At 43.4% G+C, this 23,323-nt stretch carries 22 protein-coding genes; 17 read left to right on the forward strand and 5 right to left on the reverse strand.

From position 1 onward, the window contains the following. Positions 1 to 208 precede the first annotated feature (208 nt). The 8 genes from C8R11_RS11645 to C8R11_RS11675 all read left to right on the forward strand — a co-directional run bounded on the left by C8R11_RS11645 (position 209) and on the right by C8R11_RS11675 (position 7,887). On the forward strand, positions 209 to 1,468 hold the full coding sequence (locus tag C8R11_RS11645; RefSeq protein ID WP_107795855.1) for a D-alanyl-D-alanine carboxypeptidase family protein: 1,260 nt from the start codon (positions 209 to 211) through the stop codon (positions 1,466 to 1,468). Between the two features lie 335 nt (positions 1,469 to 1,803). Further along, a complete protein-coding gene (locus C8R11_RS11650; protein WP_090697506.1) occupies positions 1,804 to 2,691 on the forward strand; it encodes an alpha/beta fold hydrolase in 888 nt (295 codons plus the stop codon). A 230-nt stretch (positions 2,692 to 2,921) separates the two neighbouring features. After that, a complete protein-coding gene (locus C8R11_RS11655) occupies positions 2,922 to 3,215 on the forward strand; it encodes a ComEA family DNA-binding protein (protein ID WP_090697508.1) in 294 nt (97 codons plus the stop codon). Positions 3,216 to 3,353: 138 nt separating this feature from the next. Next, entirely contained in the window at positions 3,354 to 4,241 is an 888-nt protein-coding gene (gene cysM, locus C8R11_RS11660) for a cysteine synthase CysM (protein WP_107795856.1), read from the forward strand. A 90-nt stretch (positions 4,242 to 4,331) separates the two neighbouring features. Further along, the gene (locus C8R11_RS11665) at positions 4,332 to 6,302 is read left to right on the forward strand and encodes a hypothetical protein (RefSeq protein WP_146159108.1); all 1,971 of its coding nucleotides are present in this window, start codon (positions 4,332 to 4,334) and stop codon (positions 6,300 to 6,302) included. A gap of 24 nt (positions 6,303 to 6,326) precedes the next feature. Continuing rightward, positions 6,327 to 6,500, forward strand: coding sequence for a hypothetical protein (locus tag C8R11_RS16220; protein ID WP_170841573.1), 174 nt, complete (start codon positions 6,327 to 6,329; stop codon positions 6,498 to 6,500). Positions 6,501 to 6,611: 111 nt separating this feature from the next. After that, positions 6,612 to 7,001: a YdbL family probable chaperone protein gene (locus tag C8R11_RS11670; RefSeq protein ID WP_244531783.1), complete on the forward strand. Its 390-nt coding sequence runs from the start codon at positions 6,612 to 6,614 to the stop codon at positions 6,999 to 7,001. A gap of 214 nt (positions 7,002 to 7,215) precedes the next feature. After that, a complete protein-coding gene (locus C8R11_RS11675) occupies positions 7,216 to 7,887 on the forward strand; it encodes a Bax inhibitor-1/YccA family protein (RefSeq protein WP_090697516.1) in 672 nt (223 codons plus the stop codon). Positions 7,888 to 8,215: 328 nt separating this feature from the next. On the opposite strand, the gene C8R11_RS11685 is transcribed toward C8R11_RS11675, so the two are convergent. Next, on the reverse strand, positions 8,216 to 10,012 hold the full coding sequence (locus C8R11_RS11685; RefSeq protein WP_107795858.1) for a glutamine--tRNA ligase/YqeY domain fusion protein: 1,797 nt from the start codon (positions 10,010 to 10,012) through the stop codon (positions 8,216 to 8,218). Between the two features lie 123 nt (positions 10,013 to 10,135). Between C8R11_RS11685 and rplM the strand changes: the two genes are divergently transcribed. The 6 genes from rplM (at position 10,136) to erpA (ending at position 13,830) form a co-directional block, all read left to right on the forward strand. Further along, positions 10,136 to 10,570, forward strand: a complete 435-nt coding sequence (gene rplM, locus C8R11_RS11690) for a 50S ribosomal protein L13 (RefSeq protein ID WP_107795859.1) — start codon at positions 10,136 to 10,138, stop codon at positions 10,568 to 10,570. A gap of 3 nt (positions 10,571 to 10,573) precedes the next feature. Continuing rightward, a complete protein-coding gene (gene rpsI, locus C8R11_RS11695) occupies positions 10,574 to 10,966 on the forward strand; it encodes a 30S ribosomal protein S9 (RefSeq protein WP_107795860.1) in 393 nt (130 codons plus the stop codon). Between the two features lie 168 nt (positions 10,967 to 11,134). Further along, complete coding sequence (gene argC, locus C8R11_RS11700; RefSeq protein ID WP_107795861.1) at positions 11,135 to 12,172, forward strand: N-acetyl-gamma-glutamyl-phosphate reductase; 1,038 nt, start codon at positions 11,135 to 11,137, stop codon at positions 12,170 to 12,172. A 147-nt stretch (positions 12,173 to 12,319) separates the two neighbouring features. Beyond that, positions 12,320 to 12,979 (forward strand): DUF6776 family protein, encoded by a 660-nt coding sequence (locus tag C8R11_RS11705; RefSeq protein WP_244907653.1) that lies wholly within the window; start codon positions 12,320 to 12,322, stop codon positions 12,977 to 12,979. Between the two features lie 38 nt (positions 12,980 to 13,017). After that, a complete protein-coding gene (locus C8R11_RS11710; protein ID WP_425320586.1) occupies positions 13,018 to 13,401 on the forward strand; it encodes a bactofilin family protein in 384 nt (127 codons plus the stop codon). Between the two features lie 81 nt (positions 13,402 to 13,482). After that, positions 13,483 to 13,830, forward strand: a complete 348-nt coding sequence (erpA, locus tag C8R11_RS11715) for an iron-sulfur cluster insertion protein ErpA (RefSeq protein WP_090697530.1) — start codon at positions 13,483 to 13,485, stop codon at positions 13,828 to 13,830. A gap of 58 nt (positions 13,831 to 13,888) precedes the next feature. Here the strand turns inward: erpA and C8R11_RS11720 are convergent, their stop codons facing one another. After that, positions 13,889 to 14,992: an anhydro-N-acetylmuramic acid kinase gene (locus tag C8R11_RS11720; RefSeq protein WP_107795864.1), complete on the reverse strand. Its 1,104-nt coding sequence runs from the start codon at positions 14,990 to 14,992 to the stop codon at positions 13,889 to 13,891. 33 nt (positions 14,993 to 15,025) lie between these two features. Beyond that, on the reverse strand, positions 15,026 to 16,366 hold the full coding sequence (locus C8R11_RS11725) for a peptidoglycan DD-metalloendopeptidase family protein (protein ID WP_107795865.1): 1,341 nt from the start codon (positions 16,364 to 16,366) through the stop codon (positions 15,026 to 15,028). A 161-nt stretch (positions 16,367 to 16,527) separates the two neighbouring features. On the opposite strand from C8R11_RS11725, the gene tyrS reads away from it, so the two are divergent. From tyrS to C8R11_RS11740, 3 genes are all read left to right on the forward strand, one after another. Further along, complete coding sequence (tyrS, locus tag C8R11_RS11730) at positions 16,528 to 17,745, forward strand: tyrosine--tRNA ligase (protein WP_425320587.1); 1,218 nt, start codon at positions 16,528 to 16,530, stop codon at positions 17,743 to 17,745. Positions 17,746 to 17,985: 240 nt separating this feature from the next. After that, complete coding sequence (locus tag C8R11_RS11735) at positions 17,986 to 18,486, forward strand: hypothetical protein (RefSeq protein WP_090697537.1); 501 nt, start codon at positions 17,986 to 17,988, stop codon at positions 18,484 to 18,486. A gap of 107 nt (positions 18,487 to 18,593) precedes the next feature. Continuing rightward, positions 18,594 to 19,043: a hypothetical protein gene (locus C8R11_RS11740; protein WP_107795866.1), complete on the forward strand. Its 450-nt coding sequence runs from the start codon at positions 18,594 to 18,596 to the stop codon at positions 19,041 to 19,043. A gap of 163 nt (positions 19,044 to 19,206) precedes the next feature. Here C8R11_RS11740 and C8R11_RS11745 read toward each other — a convergent pair whose 3' ends face one another. Next, positions 19,207 to 21,984 carry a multicopper oxidase domain-containing protein gene (locus tag C8R11_RS11745; protein ID WP_107795867.1) on the reverse strand — a complete coding sequence of 926 codons (2,778 nt, stop codon included), beginning with the start codon at positions 21,982 to 21,984 and terminating at the stop codon, positions 19,207 to 19,209. A gap of 33 nt (positions 21,985 to 22,017) precedes the next feature. Next, the gene (locus C8R11_RS11750; RefSeq protein WP_107795868.1) at positions 22,018 to 23,097 is read right to left on the reverse strand and encodes a multicopper oxidase domain-containing protein; all 1,080 of its coding nucleotides are present in this window, start codon (positions 23,095 to 23,097) and stop codon (positions 22,018 to 22,020) included. Positions 23,098 to 23,323: the final 226 nt, after the last annotated feature.

Raw genomic sequence — 23,323 nt, forward strand, 5'->3', positions numbered from 1 at the left:
TATCGTGAATTGATGGAAGTATATTCTGTGTAGGGCATTAATATAGTGTGGCAGCATATTGCAAAATCCGTATTTTGAACATCAGTGTTTATTTATAACATAAACAGTGTTAACGAAATAAAGTGATTTTATTTTGTTATACAGAATGTGCTTTTGGAACGTCGCGCTAAATATGTACAGTATCTAACGTTTAGAGAGGATTGGCTCCATGTTTGACAAATTTACTAGAAGAAAATACGGTCTTGTCCTGATTGTATTATTGTTATTAACCTTGGCAAGCCAGGTTCAAGCAAATCCCCGTTATGCTTCTATCGTAATCAATGCGGATACGGGTGTCGTACTCCATGAATCTAATGCTGATGCCAGCCGTTACCCGGCTTCTTTGACAAAAATGATGACGCTTTACATGCTGTTCGAAGCAATGAAGCAAGGTAAAATAACGCTCAATACTCAAATGCCTGTGTCGGCATATGCTGCGTCTAAGCCACAAACTAACATTGGCCTGCGAGCAGGGGACTACATACGCGTTCGTGATGCAATACCTGCTTTGATTGTGCGTTCCGCGAATGATGTGGCTGCGGTGATAGCCGAAGCACTGGGTACTTCCGAAGCTAATTTTGGTCGCATGATGACTGATAAAGCGCGTAATTTTGGTATGCGTTCAACCACTTTCCGCAATGCTTCAGGCCTTCCTGATAATGAACAGAAAACTACAGCGCGTGATATGGCGACGTTATCCGTGCGATTAATGAAAGATTTTCCTCAGCATTATCATTACTTTTCTACAAGATCTTTTGCTTACAAAGGTATTACTTATAATAGTCACAACCGCATGGTTCGTAACACTCAGGGTGTTGATGGCTTGAAAACCGGTTTTATTCGTGCTTCTGGGTTTAATGTGGCGACTTCCGCGAAACGTGGTGATCGCCGAGTGATTGCCGTGGTTATGGGTGGGCAAACTGCAGCATCCCGTGATCAACACATGGCGCAGCTATTAGATCGCAGTTTTAAACAGTTCTCGACAACGCAAATGGCTGGCACGAATGCTAATAAAGGTGATAGAAAAGACAGTCAGCATGGTAATCCAACAAGCTTAATAACAACCGAGGCTCCCATTCCCGTCGTTAAGCCAAACAATATCGTCGCAGGTGATGGCCCCGACCCGGCTGCAATATTGCGGGGTGAATTGTCAGTGGTTACTGCAGCGCAACACCAACCTGTCCGGGCGAGTAACGATACCTGGGGGGTGCAGATTGGCTCATATTATGAGCATGATCGTGCACAGGCCCAGGCTAAGGCGGCGACTCGTTGGGTTGCAGGAGAAGTGGCGGTCGTCGAGGTGGAAATTAGCAACCGTAGATTGTATCGAGCAAGGTTAATTGGGTTGCAGCGGAACCAGGCGCATAATGCCTGTCAAAGCTTATCGCGACATGGAATGGATTGTATGGTTGTCCGGTCGCATGGTTAGTTAAGCTGGCAACGATATTATTTCCTTAACCGAAACGACTGCATAGATAAAATGTGCATTCGATAATTTTCGGCCGGTATCGTTATCTTTCATGGCGCCTTCTTACGATATGTTTCATTTGAGCGCGATCACTACTTTTTTTAAACAAAGTGCGACAATGAATGTGGGTCGCATGCATTTCGTGTGATGCTATTTTACCGCAAATACTTTTTTTAAATTTGCCCATATCTTATTTGATCTTGCTGACTTCGATGGGTGGGGTCAGGTTAACACCCCAGTAAAATGCCTGGTTGTGGTCAGTCATATTTTTTAATATTCCATTTTCAACATCAGCCATGAATCAATTTGTTAAGAAGCTACTCGTTCCGACGCTTACTTCGAACGGGGCTTTAAAAAAACCGCATCATATTGCTTACATGGATTGGGGTGATGCATGCAATCCACATATTGTTTTCTGCGTTCATGGCTTGACACGTAATTGCCGGGATTTTGACTACTTGGCGTCCGCGCTGTCTTCGCGGTGTCGTATCATTTGTCCTGATGTGGTTGGACGTGGCCAAAGTGATTGGCTTGAGGATGAAAAAGACTATGATTATCATCCTGTGTATCTCTCTGACGCGACTTCGCTAATTATGCATATCCAGAGCCAATATAGTGTTCCTATAACAATCGACTGGGTAGGGGTATCTATGGGTGGATTAATTGGCATGATGGTAGCCATAGAGCCGGAGATTACTATCAATAGACTGGTTATCAGCGATATCGGGCCGTTGATTCCGGCTGCGGCGTTAAAGAGAATGTCGGAATATGTCGGTAAAGATGTTCATTTCCAGAGTCTTGAGGAATTTGAAGCTTATATCAGGAAGATTTCAGCTCCTTTTGGTCCATTGACTGATGAACAATGGCGTCATCTTACGATTCACAGTGCGCGTTTTAGAAGTGATCATACCTATAGCTTCTACTATGATCCTAAGATTTCTGCAAGCTTTAAAGAACACGCACTCATGGAGGATATTGACTTATGGAGATACTGGGACATGTTATGCACATCAACATTGGTAATTCGCGGAGCCGAGTCCGATGTTTTGCTTGCAGAAACAGCGGTAGAAATGCAAAAAAGAGGTCCTAAAGCAAAAATTGTTGAGCTGCCTGGTATAGGGCATGCGCCGATTTTGCTTGATAATGCTCAGATTTCGATGGTAAAAGATTTTTTGTTAATGTGAAACATAATATGACTGTCTTGTGCTTTTTGTACCGTATCTTTGCATGATTTTTTAATAGAAAATTTCTCTCAATAAATACACAAAAGCGTCCGATGTAATTAATGTCTGAATGCTCGGCGAAGCACCTGTCTGGCAGGAAGGCAAATTTACATTCATAAACAGACGAAAGTAGCATTGGATTGATTAAAACAAGTTTTTTCCAGCTTTTGTCATTCTTAAAAGGAGTATTTATGAAAGGACTGTTAATTTATGCAGTTTTGTTACTGGTATTTTCAGGACCCGCTTTTGCGGTTGTCAATATCAATACGGCAACGCACGCTGAGCTTGAAGCGCTTCAAGGTATCGGGCCGGCTAAGGCAAAAGCAATTGTAGAACATCGCGAAAAGAATGGCATGTTTGCTTCAACAGAAAGTTTGATTGAGGTTGATGGCATTGGTCAAGGTACCATGAAACAACTCGAAAGCAGTATAACAGTTGGTAATATAGTAGATACTGAAACGACTGCAGCCATGACAAAACAATAAGATTAAATTAATAATCAACCATAAAAAAAGCCCTCCGTATATGTCGGAGGGCTTTTTTTATGGTTACTGGCTTTTCTAATTGATAGCATGTGCGATAATCCATGACTACCCATCTTAGATTATTTATTCATTTTGCTCATGTTCAAAACGATAGAAGATTTTGTCGGCAATACGCCACTTGTGAAATTGAAGCGTCTACCCGGAATAACAAATAATACTATTCTTGCCAAGCTTGAAGGGAATAATCCGGCGGGTTCAGTTAAAGACCGCCCGGCACTTTCAATGATTAAGCACGCGCAACAGCGTGGTGATATTAAACCAGGTGACACTTTGATTGAGGCTACAAGTGGTAATACAGGCATTGCGCTGGCTATGGCCGCTGCCATCATGGGTTACCGCATGGTGCTGATTATGCCTGAAAATCTAAGCATAGAACGGCGTCAGTCGATGAATGCCTATGGTGCTGAGATTATATTAACACCGAAGGAAGGCAGTATGGAGTATGCAAGGGACATGGCCGAAAAAATGCGAGCGGAAGGTCGTGGTGTAATCCTTGATCAATTCGCGAACCCGGATAATCCCTTTGCCCATTATGAGGGCACAGCACCTGAAATTTGGCGTGATACGAAAGGTACCATAACGCACTTTGTCAGTAGCATGGGAACAACTGGTACGATCATGGGCTGTTCTCGTTTTTTTAAGGAACAGCGACCGGCAATAAAAATTGTTGGTGTTCAACCTGAAGAGGGTGCGCAGATTCCAGGTATACGTAAATGGCCGTCAGCATATCTTCCAAAGATTTATGACGCGAAACAAGTGGATGACATGATTTATGTTTCTCAGTCCGAAGCGGAAGATATGACGCGGCGATTGGCGCGGGAAGAGGGTATTTTTGCTGGTATTTCATCTGGCGGCGCATTGGCTGCTGCACTTAGGCTCTCGGCTGAAGTGGATAATGCGGTGATTGTTTTTATTGTCTGTGACCGGGGCGATCGTTATTTGTCTACGGGTGTATTTCCTGCATAGCTACACTATTTAGTATTGTTTTTATCACTAATGTGTAATCGGTTAATTATTATTATATTTGCTGCGCTCGTTTTAACGCTCTATGTACTGATGTTATCCGCTTCAGCAGCCGATTTCCGGTTTGCGCTGGTGTTGGATGATATCAAGAATCCTGTTTTTGAAGCACAACAGATTCAAGTTCAACTGACTCATGGCTCTTCTGGAGCCGGACGGCTGGATATCAATATTGCAGAAATTAAAGTGCAGCATGATGTCTGGAAAAACGTCAATGTTTCATGTCGTACATTCCATCTGGAACAAAAAAATATTAATTGTACCAGTGGGTACTTAAATATTCCGGGGTTGTTATCATATCCGGTTTCATTGCATTTGGATTCTGATTCCTCGCTTCTGAAAATCAAAGTATATCCAACAAAAAGTGAAGACTGGCAATTCACATTACAGTGGAGTCATACATCTTGGCAAGGCGTTGTTGCGATCAATAATGGTCAGTTGAGCCAGATTGTCGCATGGTGGCCGAGCTATGAACAAATGCCTAAGCTCAGTAGCGGTAAAATCAATGGGGTAGCACGATTGCAGGGTGATTGGTCGGGTCTAAAGATTGCGTCTATTGATATGTCGGTTGATGCACTCACATTTGCGGATCAGTCCGGTTTGCATGCGGGAGAAGATATATCGTTTGCGCTGAAATCAAATATTGCGCGCTCAATGCAGCCTAACCAATGGGACTGGCAAAGTGATTTGTACTGGCAAGACGGGGAGGTTTTCTGGCAACCTGTTTATATGACGGGTGACGGTCATCATCTAAGCTTGCAGGGTGTTTGGGACGATACAAATGTGCGACTGCTCGATAGTAGCTTGATACTTGCCGGCATCGGTACTTTTAATTTTTCCGGTTTGATGAGTAGAACAGGCAATCAAATAAGTGCATTCAAACTAGTAGCGGATAAAGTTGAATCATCGACCTTATTTAGTCAAATTCTTAAACCGTTTCTGAGAGATACTTCGTTTGCGGAAATGGAAGTTACTGGGCATTTTGACCTGTCTTTGCGTTTGCAGGAAGGCGAACTGCAATCCATAAGCCTTGATTGGGACGATGGGAGCATTATCGATTCGCGCGATCGGTTTGCTTTTCATCGTATTCATGCACATATTCCTTGGCGTGCGGGCAGTACTACAATTGCCGATATCAGTATGTTGAAGGGGCATGTGTTAAATATTCCGCTGGGGGCGGTGCGTGTACCGCTTGAAATAAACAATTTTAATTTGTTCCTGCCACAATTGGTATTACCAGTGCTGGATGGCGTGCTAAAACTGGAAGATTTCAGTGCTGCTTATACTGAAAATGGTTGGCAATGGAAATTTAATGGTGAGCTTTTGCCGGTATCAATGGAAACTTTAACAACGGCACTGCAAATACAACAGATGCATGGCACACTGTCGGGCTATATCCCGGAAGTGAGTTACGATGGCAACAATGTGTCTGTGAATGGCGTGCTGCAAATTAATGTTTTTGATGGAAGTGTGGTTGTTCACAAATTGATGTTGATTGAACCAATGGGATTAACGCCGCATTTGAAAGCAGATATTGCCATGCGCGATTTGGATCTTGAGTTGTTAACAAGAACTTTTTCATTTGGAAAAATGGAAGGGCGAGTTGATGTTGATCTTCGTAATCTTGAACTCGCAAATTGGAGACCTATTCATTTCGATGCACGATTGTTCAGCAGTCCTGGCGATTACCCCCGCCGTATCAGTCAGGCGGCAATCAGAAATATATCTGCTTTGGGGGGTGAAGGCGCGGTTGTAGCCATTCAGCGTAGTTTTTTGCGTTTTTTTGAAGAATTTCGATATTCAGAGATTGGTTGGCGCTGCGCTTTACGTTTAAACATATGTTTTATGGGCGGTATAGAACCTGAACTTCAATCCAGCTACATGCTGGTTAAGGGGGGGGGGATACCAGCAATTACGGTGATGGGCTATAATCAAGAAGTGGGATGGCAAGAGCTGGTCAATCGTCTGCAACGGATTACTCAGGAAAATGAACCCATTATTCAATAGACGAGTAAAGAAAATAGGGTAAATATGAAAAAAAATTTATTTTATGCAAATCTGCTTGTGGCTTTTGTGATGTTTTTGTCAGCGTGCGTTACCATTAATATCTATTTTCCGGCAGCCGCAGCAGAAAAGGCGGCGGATAAGATTATTGAAGAAGTTTGGCAGCTGGAAAATGAAAAGAAAGAAAAAAAGAGTGATTAGTTTTTTTAAGTTACGCATTTTTGGATCGGCTTAACTCAGTCAATTATCCTTTTATTCGAGGTAATCATGATCAAACGGACAATATATTGCTCGTTGTTATTGTTATTTTTAATGTTTGCTTCAATACTGTTAATCAGTCGCGTACAAGCAGCAAATCTTGAAATTAATACGCCGGCAATAACCAGCATCAAGCAAAGTATGCAAAGTAGACATGCACAGCTTGTTGAACATTATGATAGTGGGGCCGTGGGATTAACCATGGACGGCATGATTACGATGCGCGATGCGAATGCTGTACCACTGGCTAAGCGACAGTCGGTCAATTCGCTCGTATCAGCTGAAAACCAGGACAGGAATGCACTGTATCGTGAAATCGCCCGCGCGAACAATCACCCTGAGTGGGAATCCCAAATACGATCAACATTTGGTCAGCGTTGGATTAATATGGCAAGACCTGGCTGGTGGTATCAAACCAACCACAATAGCTGGGCACAAAAATAAATAAACATAAGAATTTGCAGCTTTCTGAATGGTAATCGTCTTTCAGTATTGTATTTTTTTACAACTCTATTTTAACGTGCAATAAGATTTATCTTATACTTGCACTGGCATCATGGTTTTTCGTGATGTGCTTGAACTAAAGATATTGTTTGTTAGTCTCATTTACTTGGTAGAATAGTTTGGTATTTAATTGTCAATAGGAGGTTGTTTAATAATGAATCAAAACTACTCAACAATTGGTCGAAAAGCACGATCAGGAATTGAAATAAACAAAGTATTGCGTAATACATATATGCTGTTATCGCTCACATTGGTGTTTAGCGGTTTTACTGCTGCAATTTCCATGGCGATGAACATGCCACCGATGACTTATTTAATATCAGTGATTGGCGGCATGGTGATTGCTATGTTTGTACTGCCACGTTTTGCGCACTCAACAGCCGGTATTGGGATAGTTTTCCTCATTACCGGTCTTTTGGGGTTTGGACTGGGTCCAATATTGAGCATGTATGCATCGCTCCCTAATGGCGGTAATATCATTATGCTGTCGTTGGGTGGTACGGGTGTAATTTTTATGGGTTTATCAGCATACGTACTGACTACACGTAAGGATTTTAGCTTCCTCGGTGGGTTTCTAATGGTGGGTTTTCTGTTGGTATTGCTTGCTGCAGTTGCCAATATCTTCCTGGCAATTCCAGCGATGTCATTGATGATTTCTGCTGTAGTAATCATGCTGATGAGCGGTTTCATTTTGCATGATACGAGCCGTATCATCCATGGTGGTGAAACCAATTATATTCTGGCGACCATCGGGTTGTATATGACTATCTTTAATATCTTTATCAGCTTGTTGCAGATTCTGGGTATTATGGGTGGAGATGATTAATTTTTGCATGTACTTTGATTAGTGAGCAAACCCCGGCTAGTCCGGGGTTTTGTATTTATGGGTGCATGCATGATATTGAATAATTCGAGTAAAGGGTTTATAAGCATATGGACTGGATGAAAATAGTCGCCGCTATGGCTTTGATAATGTTCATAATATTTCTCTTCCCAAGAGCCCGCCACATGATGGAAAACAGCCCTAAAGGCTCATCGTCAGATTGGATGAGTTTTGTGATTCCTATTGTGATGATTGTCTTATTTATTATGCTTTTAATTCAATTAGTATAGCTGTTAGTTGGATATACACAGCAAAATCAGGCGAACACTATTCAGGCGCCGGCAATTTTTCCCCATGAATCGCGTAATGTCACTGCGCGGTTGAATACGGGTTTCCCAGATTTGCTGTCAATGCGGTCGGCGATGAAATAACCATTGCGTTCGAACTGAAAGCATTGTTCCGGATCGGCTTTACATAGAATTGGTTCAACGTAAGCATAAATAATTTTTTTAGAATCCGGGTTGAGGGAAGTTTTGTAATCCTTACCTCCGCTATCAGGGTAGGGATCGGTAAACAGGCGGTCATACAGGCGAACTTCTGCTTTTTTTGCATGTTTTGCCGAAAGCCAGTGTATGTTTCCTTTTATTTTGCGTTTCGCTGAGCCATCTGTGCCGCTTTTGGTGTCCGGGTCATAGGTGCAATGTATGGCTTCTATTTCGCCCTGTGCATTTTTGTCTACCTGGATACATTTCACAATATAGGCATAGCGCAGACGGACTTCTTCACCGGGTGCAAGGCGAAAATAACCTTTAACAGGCTGTTCCATAAAATCATCCTGTTCGACGTATACTATTTTGGAAAACGGTACAATGCGTTTTCCCCATTCCGGTTTTTGTGGGTGATTGGGTGCAAAGCAGTCTTCTTCCTGTTCTTCGGGATAATTATCAATAATCAGTTTCAAAGGTTTCAAAATAGCGATTCTGCGTGGTGCAGATTCATTCAGATCTTCACGCAGACAATCCTCCAATACCCCCATGTCTATCCAGGAATCAGCTTTACTGACGCCAATTCGTTCGGTAAACATGTGAATTGAACGGGCTGTATAACCACGTCGACGCACACCTGCAAGGGTACTAAGACGTGGATCATCCCAGCCGTCGACAAGTTTGCACTCCACCAGTTCAATGAGCTTGCGTTTGCTCATGACAGTAAAGGTTAGATTCAAGCGAGCGAACTCGATTTGTTGTGGATGGCAGGGTATTTTTTGCTGCAGTTGATCCAGTACCCAGTCATAAAGCGGGCGGTGATCTTCGAATTCGAGCGTGCATAACGAGTGGGTGATGTTTTCCAGTGCATCCGAAATGCAATGGGTATAATCGTACATGGGATAAATACACCATTTGTCTCCCGTGCGTTGGTGGTGTACGTAGCGAATGCGGTAGATGACCGGATCACGCATATTGATATTAGGTGATTCCATATCTATTTTTGCGCGCAATACATGTGTACCTTCGGCAAATTCACCCGCTTTCATGCGCCGAAACAAATCCAGGTTCTCAGCAGTGGAACGTTCGCGGTATGGGCTATTCTGACCAGGGTTGGTTAAGGTGCCGCGTTGCTCGCGTATTTCATCAGCCAACTGGCTGTCAACATATGCTTTGCCCTGATTAATCAGATATTCTGCAAAAGAATACAATTGTTCGAAGTAATCAGAGGAATAATATAGGTGTTTTCCCCAGTCAAAACCCAGCCATAGCACATTATCGCAAATAGCATCGACGTATTCCTGTGCTTCCTTCGCGGGATTGGTATCATCAAAGCGTAGATGACAGATACCGTTATATTCCTGTGCGATACCAAAATTCAAACAAATACTTTTTGCATGTCCAATGTGCAGATAGCCATTAGGTTCTGGTGGAAAACGAGTTTCTACGCGTCCCTGCCATTTGCCGGTACGATTATCTTCATTAATGATACTGCGAATAAAATTGGAAACAGCGGGTTCAGTGGATGCGTGTGTCGGGAAATTCTTTTTGGATTTGTCTTTCAAGTGTTGCCCCTCGTCATTAACGACAATAGTTTTGGAGTCCGGCTGGCGTTGATGTTGTAAAAATCTAATTATAACCATGAATGCCCTGGAATCTATACACCAGTCGATATATGTTTAGTCAGTTATTACTTTGTTTGACTTTTTGCTTCGAGTGAAATAGAATTGCCGCCTCTTTTTGAATTTGCAGGATATAGGTTTTTCGTGAAAACATTCTCAGCTAAGCCACATGAAGTAAAGCATGACTGGTTTGTAATTGATGCGACTGATAAAGTATTGGGGCGACTTGCTTCGGCGATTGCACATCGTTTGCGGGGCAAACATAAAGCCATTTATACACCTCATGTTGATACCGGTGATTATATTATCGTGATTAATGTTGATAAGCTTCGCGTTACCGGTAATAAGGCGGAAGACAAAAAATATTATAGGCATACAGGCTATCCCGGTGGATTGTATGAAACCAACTTCAAGAAATTGCAAGTACGTTTTCCTGGAAAGCCATTGGAAAAGGCAGTCAAAGGCATGTTGCCAAAAGGACCGCTCGGATATGCTATGATTAAGAAACTTAAATTGTATATAGGTGATACACATCCACATGCAGCGCAACAGCCACAACTCCTTGAAGTCAAGGGTTAAACTATGAGTTCACAATATAATTACGGAACCGGTCGACGAAAAAGTGCAGTAGCGCGTGTATTTATCAAGCCTGGCACAGGAACGATTGTTGTTAATAGCAAACCTGTAGATGAGTTTTTTTCACGCGAAACAGGACGTATGATTGTTCGACAACCACTTGAACTGACGGATAATCTGACGAAGTTTGATATTTTGGTGAATATTCACGGTGGGGGTGAGTCGGGACAGGCAGGAGCTGTGCGTCATGGGATTACGCGTGCACTTATTGACTATGACGATGAACTAAAGCCGGTATTAAGTAAAGCCGGTCTTGTTACGCGTGATGCACGTGAGGTTGAAAGAAAAAAAGTTGGCTTGCGTAAAGCAAGGCGGCGCAAACAATTTTCTAAACGTTAGTGCTTTACTGCTGATATTAATAAGAGTACACGAAGCATCAAAAAAGCCGCCGATGTTATGGCGGCTTTTTTTATTTGAAGCTTGTTTTTTTTGTTTGCTTTTTGTTTTTAACCTGTCATTATATTTCTTGGAAGTAAAGACTGATTAAACCAGAAATTAGAATTGAATATGATTAATGTCGGTATCGTAGGCGGAACAGGTTACACAGGTGTGGAGTTGCTGCGTTTCCTGGCGCAGCATCCTAAAGTAAATATTAAGACCATAACGTCTCGAAGTGAGGCGGGGATGGAAGTCGCTGAGCTTTTTACCAGCTTAAGGGGCTATGTTGATCTAAAATTTATTGATCCGGCTGAATCAAAGCTGACTGAATGCGATCTTGTTTTTTTTGCGACGCCAAATGGTATTGCAATGCAACAAGCAGAAGCGCTGATTAATTCAGGTGTGAGAATAATTGACCTGGCTGCAGACTTTCGCATAAAAGATATTACTGAGTGGGAAAAGTGGTACGGTATGCAGCATGCTTGTCCTGAACTGGTAGCGGAAGCCGTTTATGGGTTGCCTGAAATAATAAGCCGTGACCAGATTAAAACAGCGCGTCTGATTGCCAATCCTGGGTGTTATCCGACTGCTGTGCAACTGGGTTTTTTACCGTTGATAGAATCGGGATTAGTCGATATCAAACAGCTAATCGCAGATGTCAAATCAGGTGTTTCAGGTGCTGGCAGAAAAGCGGAAGTACATACGTTGCATGCAGAAGCTTCCGATAACTTCAAGGCCTATGGTGTTCCGGGCCATCGTCATCTTCCTGAAATCAAGCAGGGATTATCCAAGGTGGCCGGAGAACAGGTCGGGCTTACATTCGTACCTCACTTGGTGCCCATGATTCGTGGCATACATGCGACGCTCTATGCCAGATTAAGCAGTAATAAACAAATTAATTTGCAGGATTTATACGAAAAACGCTATGCTGGTGAAGCATTTGTGGACGTATTGCCAGCAGGGAGGCACCCCGAAACGCGCTCGGTGCGCGGTTCGAATATTTGTCGCATAGCAGTTCATCGGCCGCAAAATTGCGATACAGTTGTAATTCTCTCAGTTACCGATAATCTGGTTAAAGGTGCTGCCGGTCAAGCAGTGCAGAACATGAACATAATGTTCGGTTTGCCAGAAACGTTGGGCATCACTCAGATTCCGCTGCTGCCTTAGTCATTTGCTGATTAACAATAAGTAATTTTTCACAGGTTTGCTAATTTAATTTGTTGAGTTTTGCGCGTGAAAAAACTATTCAAGAAAAAATCTGAAATATTGTCTTCACGTGTTGTGGTGCGTCCACATGTATCATGGCAGTCACGTTTGCTGGCCATTATTGTTGTTTGCTTACTCTTGTTGCTGCTTTCTTGGGGAATGTATGAAGTGGGCAGAAGTTCAGCGGGTGAGATGAGCGCCGTACCGCATAACAAATTGGGCGGGTCTTATAATATGGCGACTTGTTTACAGAAGAAACGCGCGGCTTTATGCACGCAACTGGCCGAATTAACGAGACAATTTCAGATGATACAAGCAGCCAACGATAATCTGGCTAAACAAACCAAGCTGCTCAGTAAAGAAAATAATCGTTTGAAAGAAGAGCTCGATTTTTTTGAACATGTCATGGCCGGCAATACAAAAATTAATAGCGGAATTTCCATACATCATTTCAGTCTGAAGAAAGATATTAATCCTGGTGTATATCGATACACGGTATCGTTAGTGCAAGGTGGTCAGCGGCCTAAAGACTTTAACGGAAGTCTGAAGTTCTTTGTAAATTTGCGGCAAAATGATCAAACAAAAACAGTATTGTTGGCCAATAAAAATACAAAACAAAATTTTAATGTCAATTTTAAGTTTTATCATAGAATAGAAGAGTCTTTTAAAGTGCCTCCTGATAGCGTCGTTGAGAGTATGAAGGTGCAGGTTTTTGAACAAAATGATGCTCAAGCAAAATTGACTCAAACTGTCGAACTATCTTTGTAAGGGAGATAATGATGTTTGGAAAAAAGAAAAAGACAAAAATGCATAATCATATAGATACCCTGATTGGGGCAAATACAAATATCACGGGTGATATTAATTTTAGTGGCGGTCTGCGCATTGATGGTCATATTAATGGTAATGTTATTGCTGAGGATGAAGAACAGAGCACATTGGTGCTCAGTGATGCAGGCCATATAGAAGGAAAAATTCAAGTGGCCAACGTTATCATTAATGGAACGGTAACAGGGCCGATTCATGCATTCAAATATCTGGAGTTACAGGGGAACGCCCAGATTCATGGAGATGTGCATTATGGTGCAATAGAAATCAAACTGGGCGCTTCTGTCGATGGAAAAATGATTCATCAGGATAAACTTCAATCGGAAAAAATGGTCACACTAATACCGGTTGCTCCTGAATAAGATACTTGAGTATTTTACAATCGTTTATCAATCTAAATTGAATCAATTTAAATCCACTAGCAATTTAATATATTAATAAATATGTCAATCGAAGATCCCAATACTCCTATCCTGTTTACCGAGAATGCGGCAAACAAAGTCAAAGAACTGATTATGGAGGAAGGTAACCAGGCCCTTAAACTTAGAGTCTTCGTGAGTGGTGGAGGCTGCTCCGGTTTCCAATATGGATTTACATTTGATGAATTGATTAACGATGATGATATGGTACTGGAAAAAAACGGTGTTCAGTTATTAGTTGATTCCATGAGTTTTCAGTATCTGGTTGGCGCTGAAATCGATTATCAGGAAAACATACAAGGCGCGCAGTTTATAATCAAAAACCCGGGTGCTTCTAGCACATGCGGTTGCGGCTCTTCATTTTCGGTATGACTGAAAAGGCAAGCATGGAGAAGAGTGTGTGTAAATATTCGCTTGTTTTTTATAGCACTCAAGCTGAATAGATGGCGCCCAGTATTCTCTCTCCTTTGGCGCCAGTAACTGAAGGAATATTTCCCGGTTGTTTCAAGATCGCCTGACGCGCTAACCAAGCAAAAGCACAGGCCTCAACCCAGTCAGCTTGTACTCCCAGTTCATCAGTTACGGCTACCTTTTTATCGGAAAGAGCGTTTTTCAAATGACGCATCATTTGTAAATTATGCGCACCTCCGCCACATACATACACTGCTTCAGTTGCTGGATAAAATTGCTCGATTGATTGCGTAATTGACGTAATGGTTAGCTGCATTAAAGTCGCTTGAACATCTTCCGGCGATTCATGTCCCTGCAAATGACTTCTCAGCCATTTAATATTAAACAAGTCTCTGCCGGTACTTTTGGGCGGTGTACAGGCAAAATAATCTGCCGATATAAAACTATCAAGCAAAGCAGGAATCACCTGGCCGGTGGCGGCCCATTGGCCGTTCTTATCATAGGATTGGCCAGTGTGCTGTAAACACCAGGCGTCCATTAATAAATTGCCGGGGCCACAATCAAATCCACTTACCGGTATTCTTGGATCTAGGTATGTCAGATTAGCAATGCCACCAATATTGATAATAGTACGACGACTGTTTGAATCCATGAACATGGCCTTGTGAAAAGCGGGTACCAGTGGTGCACCCTGACCGCCTGCGGCAATATCACGGTTTCTGAAATCAGCGATTACAGTGATCTCAGTGAGTTCGGCCAATAGTGCAGCATTAACAAGCTGGATCGTATAGCTTTTATCGGTTTCGGGGCAATGGCGAATTGTCTGGCCGTGACATCCAATTGCAATAACATTTCGGGGCGCAAGCGCGCTTCTTTCCAGGAGGCTGGCTACCGCATGTGCATATTGATGGGATAATTGATTGCTTATCAGCGCTGCTTTGTTTAATTCATCGCCACCTGAATGATGCAGGGCAAGTAGTCTTGATCTAAGTGTATTATCAAAAGAGGAAAAAAAAGTCTCAATACATGAGGCGCGTTGGTTATGATCAAAATCAACTAATACAGCATCGACACCATCAAGACTTGTTCCGGACATGATGCCGATATAGCGTCCCGATTCCACAAAGCTTTAATCCTGCTTGCTGTAAATCAACTTCTAGTTCAATGCGGCAAAATGGAGACTGCGCATAATATCGAGACGCGAAACCAGTGATTCTGTTTCGTTTTGAAAAATCGGCATATCTTTTTTAGCAATTGGCGGCGCTGTCGGCAGGATTACTTTTGATGGATCGCGCTGTACACCATTGACACGCAATTCATAGTGCAAGTGTGGTCCGGTCGCCATACCTGTCATGCCGACATACCCGATGATATCGCCTTGTTTGATACGCTTGCCATTGGTTAATCCTTTGGTAAAACCGGAAAGATGGCCATAGGCTGTTTCATATTGATCACTATGTTTAAGAATAATAAGCTTGCCATAACCTCTTTGTGTGCCTGCAAAAGAAACAGTTCCATTAGCAGTTGCTTTGACTGGTGTACCTGTCGGCGCCGCATAATCAATGCCTTTATGTGCGCGCCACTTTTTGAGTACAGGATGGAAGCGCGCGTTGGTGAAACCAGAACTGATACGTGAAAAATCAAGCGGTGCCCTCAAAAATGCTTTGCGTAAGCTTTCTCCCTCGGGCGTATAATAACCAAAATCGCCGTTAGAAGACTGAAAATAAATCGCTTGATATGCTTTGCTGTTATTGACGAATTCAACCGCCAAGACTTTTCCAGTTTTGGCATGTTCGCCATTGGTATCCAACAGCGTTTCATAGACGACTGTAAAGCGGTCTCCTTTGCGCAAGTCTCGATGAAAATCGATTTCAGATGCCAGTATTTCAATCATCTGGGCAGCAACATTATTAGGGATTCCAGCACTATCAGTGGCGGCAAACAATGAGCTATTCACAACCCCTGATTTCATCTGAACTTGAGACTCAAGCTCAATTTGTTGTTCAGACATTTTGAATGCCTGATCCGTTTTCTCCATTAGAAATAATTCTCCATTTCCAAAGAAATAGCGGAGTGTTAACAAGCTGCCGTCTGCGGTAGTTTGTGCGTGTACTGTTTTTCCTGGCTTCAACTGACGCATTGCGCGGCTGTCACGTGCGGTACGTAGAAAGTCCAGTTTGTCCTGTTGGTTGACGTCCAGTCGATCAAGAATGGCTGATATCGTGTCCCCGCGGCGAATACTTTCTTGCCGCCAGAACGATTGATCTGATGCTGATTCGGGGTCCGGTAAAACTTCGGGCAGGTATAAGTCGCGAACAACTTCTTCTATAGGGACGTCTTGAAGGGAAGGTGTATTGGGTGCAATACCAAATGCAGTAACAAATCCAAATAAGGGTATAGTCGATAATACAATTAGCCAGCGTAGCGTTTTTTTAGTCAGTCTATGTGATTTTTGAGCTAAAATTCTTGATTTACTGCGTATTGGCATAAATCGCATACAGGATATTCCTCTTTTTTAATGTTAATTCAATTCATGTCAGGCTACAGAAATGAACTGATTCTAACATGAAAAATTGAAAACATTACACTAAAGTACAATTTACAATGTGTATGTGCAGCATAGAAAACTTCTGGCCGGATTAATCCGGTCGAAACAACTTGAAAAAATTTATTGTGAACAAAACAGTCAGTCAGCATATAGAAATCATCAAATATGGTAGTCATGAGCTACTAATTGAGCAAGAGTTAAAAACTAAGCTTAACTCAGGTAAGTCATTACGGGTAAAAGCCGGGTTTGATCCGACAGCACCCGATTTGCATTTGGGTCATGCCGTTTTGCTGAACAAGTTGCGGCAGCTTCAGGATTTGGGTCACCATGTTCTTTTTTTGATCGGTGATTTTACCGGCATGATCGGCGATCCAAGCGGTAAAAACGCTACGCGTCCACCTTTGACACAAGAGCAGGTGGCTGAAAACGCTCAGTCATACACAACTCAGGTATTTAAAATTCTGCACCCCGATCAGACTGAAATTGTCTTTAATTCATCGTGGATGGATAAACTCAAAGCAGCGGACTTGATAAGGCTGGCATCGACCTATACAGTTGCACGCATGCTGGAGCGCGATGATTTTGAAAAACGTTACCGCGGCAAACAACCTATCGCAATACATGAGTTTTTATATCCTCTGGTTCAAGGTTATGATTCGGTCGCACTGAAAGCCGATCTGGAATTAGGCGGTACTGACCAGAAATTTAATCTTCTGATGGGAAGAGAATTACAAAGGCATTTTGGGCAGCCACAACAATGTATTCTGACCATGCCTTTGCTGGAGGGATTGGATGGTGTCAATAAGATGTCCAAATCGCTCAATAATTATGTGGGTATTACTGAAAGCCCCACAGAAATATTCGGTAAATTGATGTCGGTTTCGGATCAACTGATGTGGCGTTATATTGAACTACTGTCTTTTGAGTCCATTGAAACCATCCAAAAATGGCAACAGGAAGTCAAGCAGGGACGGAACCCGCGTGACGTCAAGGTTATTTTTGCACAGGAAATTGTTACCCGCTTTTATAATCGAAAAGAAGCCGAAGCTGCTTTGACTGATTTTGAGGCGCGTTTCAAACGCGGCATGTTGCCGGATGATATGCCGGAAAAATCCATACAAATCCCTGACGATACGGTGTTATTGACTCAGTTGTTAAAGCAGGCTGGATTAACAGCCAGCACAAGTGAAGCGCAACGCATGATAGATCAGGGTGCGGTCAAATTGAACGGACAAAAAATTGAAGACAAATCCATGAAAATTGCGCGTAATGAAACGGTTGTAGTGCAAGTGGGTAAGCGAAAATTTGCAAAGGTAGCTGTTATTTGAACGGATGAATCTATCCATGATTACATGGCGCCAGTTGACCAAAAGTGACATTACAGACGGGAATCAGCGTATTTGCAGGTCTTGTTTTTCGCTTGAATGACTGTAACTTTTTCAATTTTCAAGTGCCTAACTGCTTTTATGATTATTGGTTTCATTCAGTTAAACTGTGTATCCTGATACGTATTTCTCAATAATATCAGAGCGTTTAACCGGCATTTTTTAAAGTTTAAAGGAAAAAATATGATCCGTAATCCAATTGATGTGGCTACACGCGTGAGTCCCAGTTTGTCAGCACTGATTGAAAGCCGACTGAATCATTCGGAGCCTGAAGAATATATAACATTATTGATAATACGTGATTACGTTACCGGCTTGCTATCAGCGGAGTTTACTGAAGCAGAACAAATACATCACTTTGATATCAATGAATCATTACTTGACGAACTAAACGCGCTCATTGAAGAATTCGGAGAAACGGCATTAGCGCATGATTTTGTACAAAACAGCGCCAGCGAATCAATGTCCCGGGTGATTGATGCCGTGATTAGCAACAGAGAGTATGATAATCCTCCTACGCTTGAGATCATCAAACAAGCAATCGTTATGGGATTGCCCGCTAGTTTAGTGGGTGATGGTGTTCTGGATGAAGATGAAGACGATGGTTTGCTTGCAGAAATCGATGCATTGATTAACCGGCACGGTGCCGACGCAATTGCAGAAGAATTTTTACGCTATGAGTAACGTCAGGGGCGATTGTTGGTTGTGTGGCGAGGGTAAAAAATTGCGGAAAATGAACCTTGGCAGTATTTGAAGATCGAATCAATCATTTAATTGACTAATTCGAAAAAATGGCTCTTGACAAAATTCACACATTGCAAACAGGCGTCAGTCTGGAAATTTCTACAGTGACTTTACAGGAACTGATTGCCAAGATTTTAACCGGACGGGAATTGCCTGAGCTTGGACAAATACACTGCGCGAATGATTTATATGAGTATTTGTCTGTCATTGTTTATAAAGGTGCTGCCGATCTGATAAAACGGCGGCAACAATGGGTGAGTCAAAAAAACAAAGCGGACCTGGTTGCTGCGCGTCCCATTCCGTTCCGGGAATTCTGTGATTTCTTCTGGCGAAATCTGGACGAACATGATCCTGATGGCGATGAATGGGTCCGACTAATAGCCGATGACAGTTTTTTTACTCAGCTAAGCGAATTTTTGAATAAAATACGCACCGCTGAGCGCAAACTGCACCAGGAAAAAGATTTGATGATTGATCTTAATCTCGGCTCGGTGTAGCCGCTTCTGGAAGATGTGGTATGTCGAGCAGTATTAGGCTTTTTAAGTGGATAAAACAACCACCTGCCGGAATATGAATTCATGCAGGTGGTTTGTTTATTCAGAAATGATTTTTCTTTACTGAAAACGAAAACAGATGTAGCTTCAGCTGCAAGCTGACAGATTATGGCACTGGATTTCTCTGTGCTTCTGTCAATCCGGCTTGCCATTCGGGAGGTAGCTGTTGTACCCACCCATTGTACACGTTGGGGATGGCCAGAACGCCTTGGCCTCCCATACCTGCCAGACTCACCACTGCGTCATCGGTAGTGGCGCTATTGTCAGCCATGGCTATAGTGCCAGCGATCGCTGCGTCAGAAAAATCACCATCATCATTTGGATCTGGATCCACCACGATCAGTCGATTGGAAAATTTGCTGGTTATATAGGCATAGTAGCCACCACCTGCCTTGGCGCCAAAGTTGGCGCCATGGCAACCAGGGTCGCATGGTAATACAGCCACAACAGTATTGGTGCTAGTGTCGACAATGGTAATGCTGCCACCTGTATTGGCGGTTACGACCACCCTCCCGGTGGGATCAACAGGTGTCTGAATTGGTAAAATGCCGGAATTTGCCGCACCATCGCCTGACACAGGATCGTAGGATGCGATCAGGTTGATATAAGGCTTGCCGCCATTTGCTGTAACCGGTACCGGATTGCCGTCAAAATCATAAACATTCAAAGAATGATCCAGCAGGTTGGCTGCGTAAATTCTGTTGTTACCGACACCGATTGCGATCGGATGCGGGCCATGCGAGAAGTTTCCGCCCGCGGCGGGCCGCGCAATAATTTGTCCGGAATGGCCGTCATAAAAACCGGTATCGGATGAGTTGATATTGGGTGTGACAATCTTGCCTTCCGGTGTAATCCAGTGACCGTGGGGATTTGCAGGAACCTGTCCAGGCAGTTGTGTGGGAATGCTGGATACCGGTGTTGTTGTGCCTGCCGGTATGGTTACAATTCTGTTCTCGCCATTAATGGCCACGGTAATATCGTCACTGTCCGGCATTGTCATGACATGCGAAGGCGAATCGCCAATTTGAATATTATCAATCATCTGACCGTTGGATTGATTAATAAACGTTAGTTTGTTATCAAACCATTGTGTTTGAAAAACGGTTGCCTGATTACGATCCACCCACATATTATGTGGATGATTCATATTGATTCCCGGCAAGGCAATTTTACGTTTAACTGTCCAGTTCGTTGTGTCCAGCACAGTAATGGTGCCAGGTTTTGTTTTGCTGGCTGTTTTTTCAAACTGGGTATTTATCCATACCTCACCGATCCCCGGCGTTACAGGCTTTGACAGTGGGCCCAGCACAATATCCTGACCGTATCTGCTTTCCAGCACGGCTTGCAGATTCAGTACCGCTCCGCCGCTTAAACGTACATTAACATCAGGGTAGTCAGCATGCCAGGGTGCAGGTGAGGTGTAATCCTGCCAGTTTTCTTGGGTGGTGGCGACAAAAAAGGTTCTGAGCAAACGGGTAGCCAGGTCACTCGTGGTTGGCAGGTCATGAATCCCGGTTACCAGATCAATGGCTTCGCCCAGGTCCAATCCCTCGGTGCTGGGATCGTCAACGATAACAGCGCCAAACATATAGGGATGGATTTTACACGTGAACACATACAGTCCGGGCGTGTTGAGTTGCACGATGCCGCCGCCACGATATGCTTTGGTCTGATCGAACGGTATGTCGTGCTTGTTTTCCGAATCAGCATCGCTTGGCCAGATTAAGGTGGTAATAGTATGCACTGCACGGGTGTCGGACATAATGAAATGTGCACTGCTACCCGGTGCCATTACTTCTAGTGATCGGGTCTTGATATTAAGCGCGCCAAGAGGCCCGGCAGGGTCAACTATTGCATCACTGCGTGCGCTTCTGAACCAGCTGCCCGGCTCGTCTGAAATTTCGAAGGTCACTAATCCAGGATCGCTTTGATTGGAACTCAGCAATATTGCGCCGTACGGCGTTGCGCCCGCTACGCTGACACCGGATGCTGCACCGGGTTCATCCACGCGGAATCGTGCGGCCATATTGGATTCCATATGCGATACAACGTGACAGTGCAAATGCCACATGCCTGCGCCGACGCCCGTGCCTGCTTTGACGGTAAATGCATGGCTGTCTGCTTTGCCGGTCAATATTTTGACGTCGATAATGTGGGGTGAAAAGCCTTGATGAACGGGATCGACTTCGTCGAGCCAGCGGTGTGCATGCAGATGGAACGTATGATCGTGTTCGAGTGACAATACATGAAAGCGCACCACTTCATTCAATGTGGCGCCCAGTACAGGATTGGTCCAAAGTGGTGTTTGTGTGCCGCTGGCTATTTCGGCGCCCCAGAATGTTGATCCCACCATGAACATGATATATTCCTTGTCCAGATCAGCAGCGTCAGTCGGAATAATACTGCCGTCACCATCAATATAGCTCTGTACCGAGCCGTCGACAGCATTTACGATCAGAGCGCCAAACAATCCGAGTAACCCGGAACCGTCATCATAATAAGGATAGGTGCCTGCCTGGTTAGCGGTGAACGAATAATTTTGCGAGCCGCCCCCTGCGGCAGCTTCGGCTGCATTTTCCAGTATGCCCGGAATATTGAGCCCAACTGGCACACCAGTGTTGTTGGTGAGTGTAATGTTGATTGTGTCACCAAGTTGTGCAAACAATGTCGGACCGGGAATAATTGCTTCTGCAGGATAATTCTGGGTTGAACCGTCATGGCTGATCATTTTGTAGCCCAATTGGCCATTAGGCAGTGTTTCAGCTGTAATGTTGATGGTATGCGTGGTGGCCGCCAGTGCGATACTTGAGAAAAGCATTGCCGTCATGAAAGCCATCAGCGCCGTCATCGTTTTTTTATTCAACCAAAAAATAATCGATTTCATTTTTCTGTCCTTTTTTGAGAAGTATTTTGTTGATTAGGGAATAACGTTGAAGTCGCCTTTCATGTTCAGCGAATTGCCGATGAAAGTGTCATCCCAATACTGCGAATCCCCTCTTGCCTGAACAACAAAAACATGTTTCTCGAGCGGACCTATTATTTTCTCACTGATGACTAAATTGGTGCCTGGGTCAGTCCATTCATAGTGATTCAATTTAAAATTATGCGTATTGTTCCCCAAGGCAATCAAATGAAAGCGGACGAAGCTTTTTTCCTGTGCAAGAAGCGTCGGATTTTCCCAAAGCGGCGTGTGCCGTCTGTTTTTGTTATTGATCTCGGTTCCCCAGAACGCATCATCGCCAATAAACAAAACATATTCTTTTTGGATTCTGGATAAAGGCACTCTTTGTAATTTGCCTGCTTTATTCAAGGCAAGAATTTTTGATTTTTTGTCGTTTACGATTACAGCGCCGTAAAGCCCCCTGTCTTCCGCGCCATTCAGTGTAATCATATTGTGATCATGATAGGGCCATGTACCCGCTGTGCCCGGTGCGGCAACCCAGTGATAGGTATAACTCATGGTCGGCGTGGCACTTTCGTCTGCAACCAGATTGATATACTCGATGGTGCCATCACTGTGAATATCGTAGTGGACGCCATGTACATGAACGCTGACTTGCTCAAGCGTAGCCGAATTACCCGGATCAAATACATGTTTCAGTGTAAGCCTTACTTCGTCTCCCTCATCAATGATAATTGTGGGTCCCGGAATAGTCGGTTGCATCGAATATCGGGAGGTGATATCAGTTTCGTTGTTACGCTTTTTAATGACGTGGCTGGCCATGCGATAGGCAAACAAATCATTCCCGCCCTCGATGCCCGCCGGTATTTTCTCGGCCCATAATTCGATTAAATGTAGTTTTCCCTGTTTCGATTTTGTATCCAGTCTGTCCTCAGCCTCTCTCGCAAGAACTGTACTGGTTCCTGACAAAAAAATAGATACTATTAATATCCAAATAGACAGCAGCCGTTTTGACTTACTTTTGTGATCAGAGATGACCGCCTTTGGGACATGTTGCGGACAATTTGAATCCACTGAATAGAATATGTATTTCATTTAATTAGCCCTCTGTGATTTGTGCTTAACTTTTTGAGCGCTGATAATGAATGGATTAATTGGATTCTTCTACTACTGAATGCTAATTAACTGATACTGAACGTTGCCAGAGATAGTACTGAATGCGATCAGGGTTAATACTGAACGCAACTGCGTTAATCAGCCATAAACACTACGTACAAAGTATTGAGCTGAGAAATGATGGTGTGGCGCTTATTCAGCGTCA

It is taken from the genome of Nitrosomonas aestuarii, assembly GCF_003046585.1.
In the GTDB taxonomy this organism is placed as follows: Bacteria; Pseudomonadota; Gammaproteobacteria; order Burkholderiales; family Nitrosomonadaceae; genus Nitrosomonas; species Nitrosomonas aestuarii.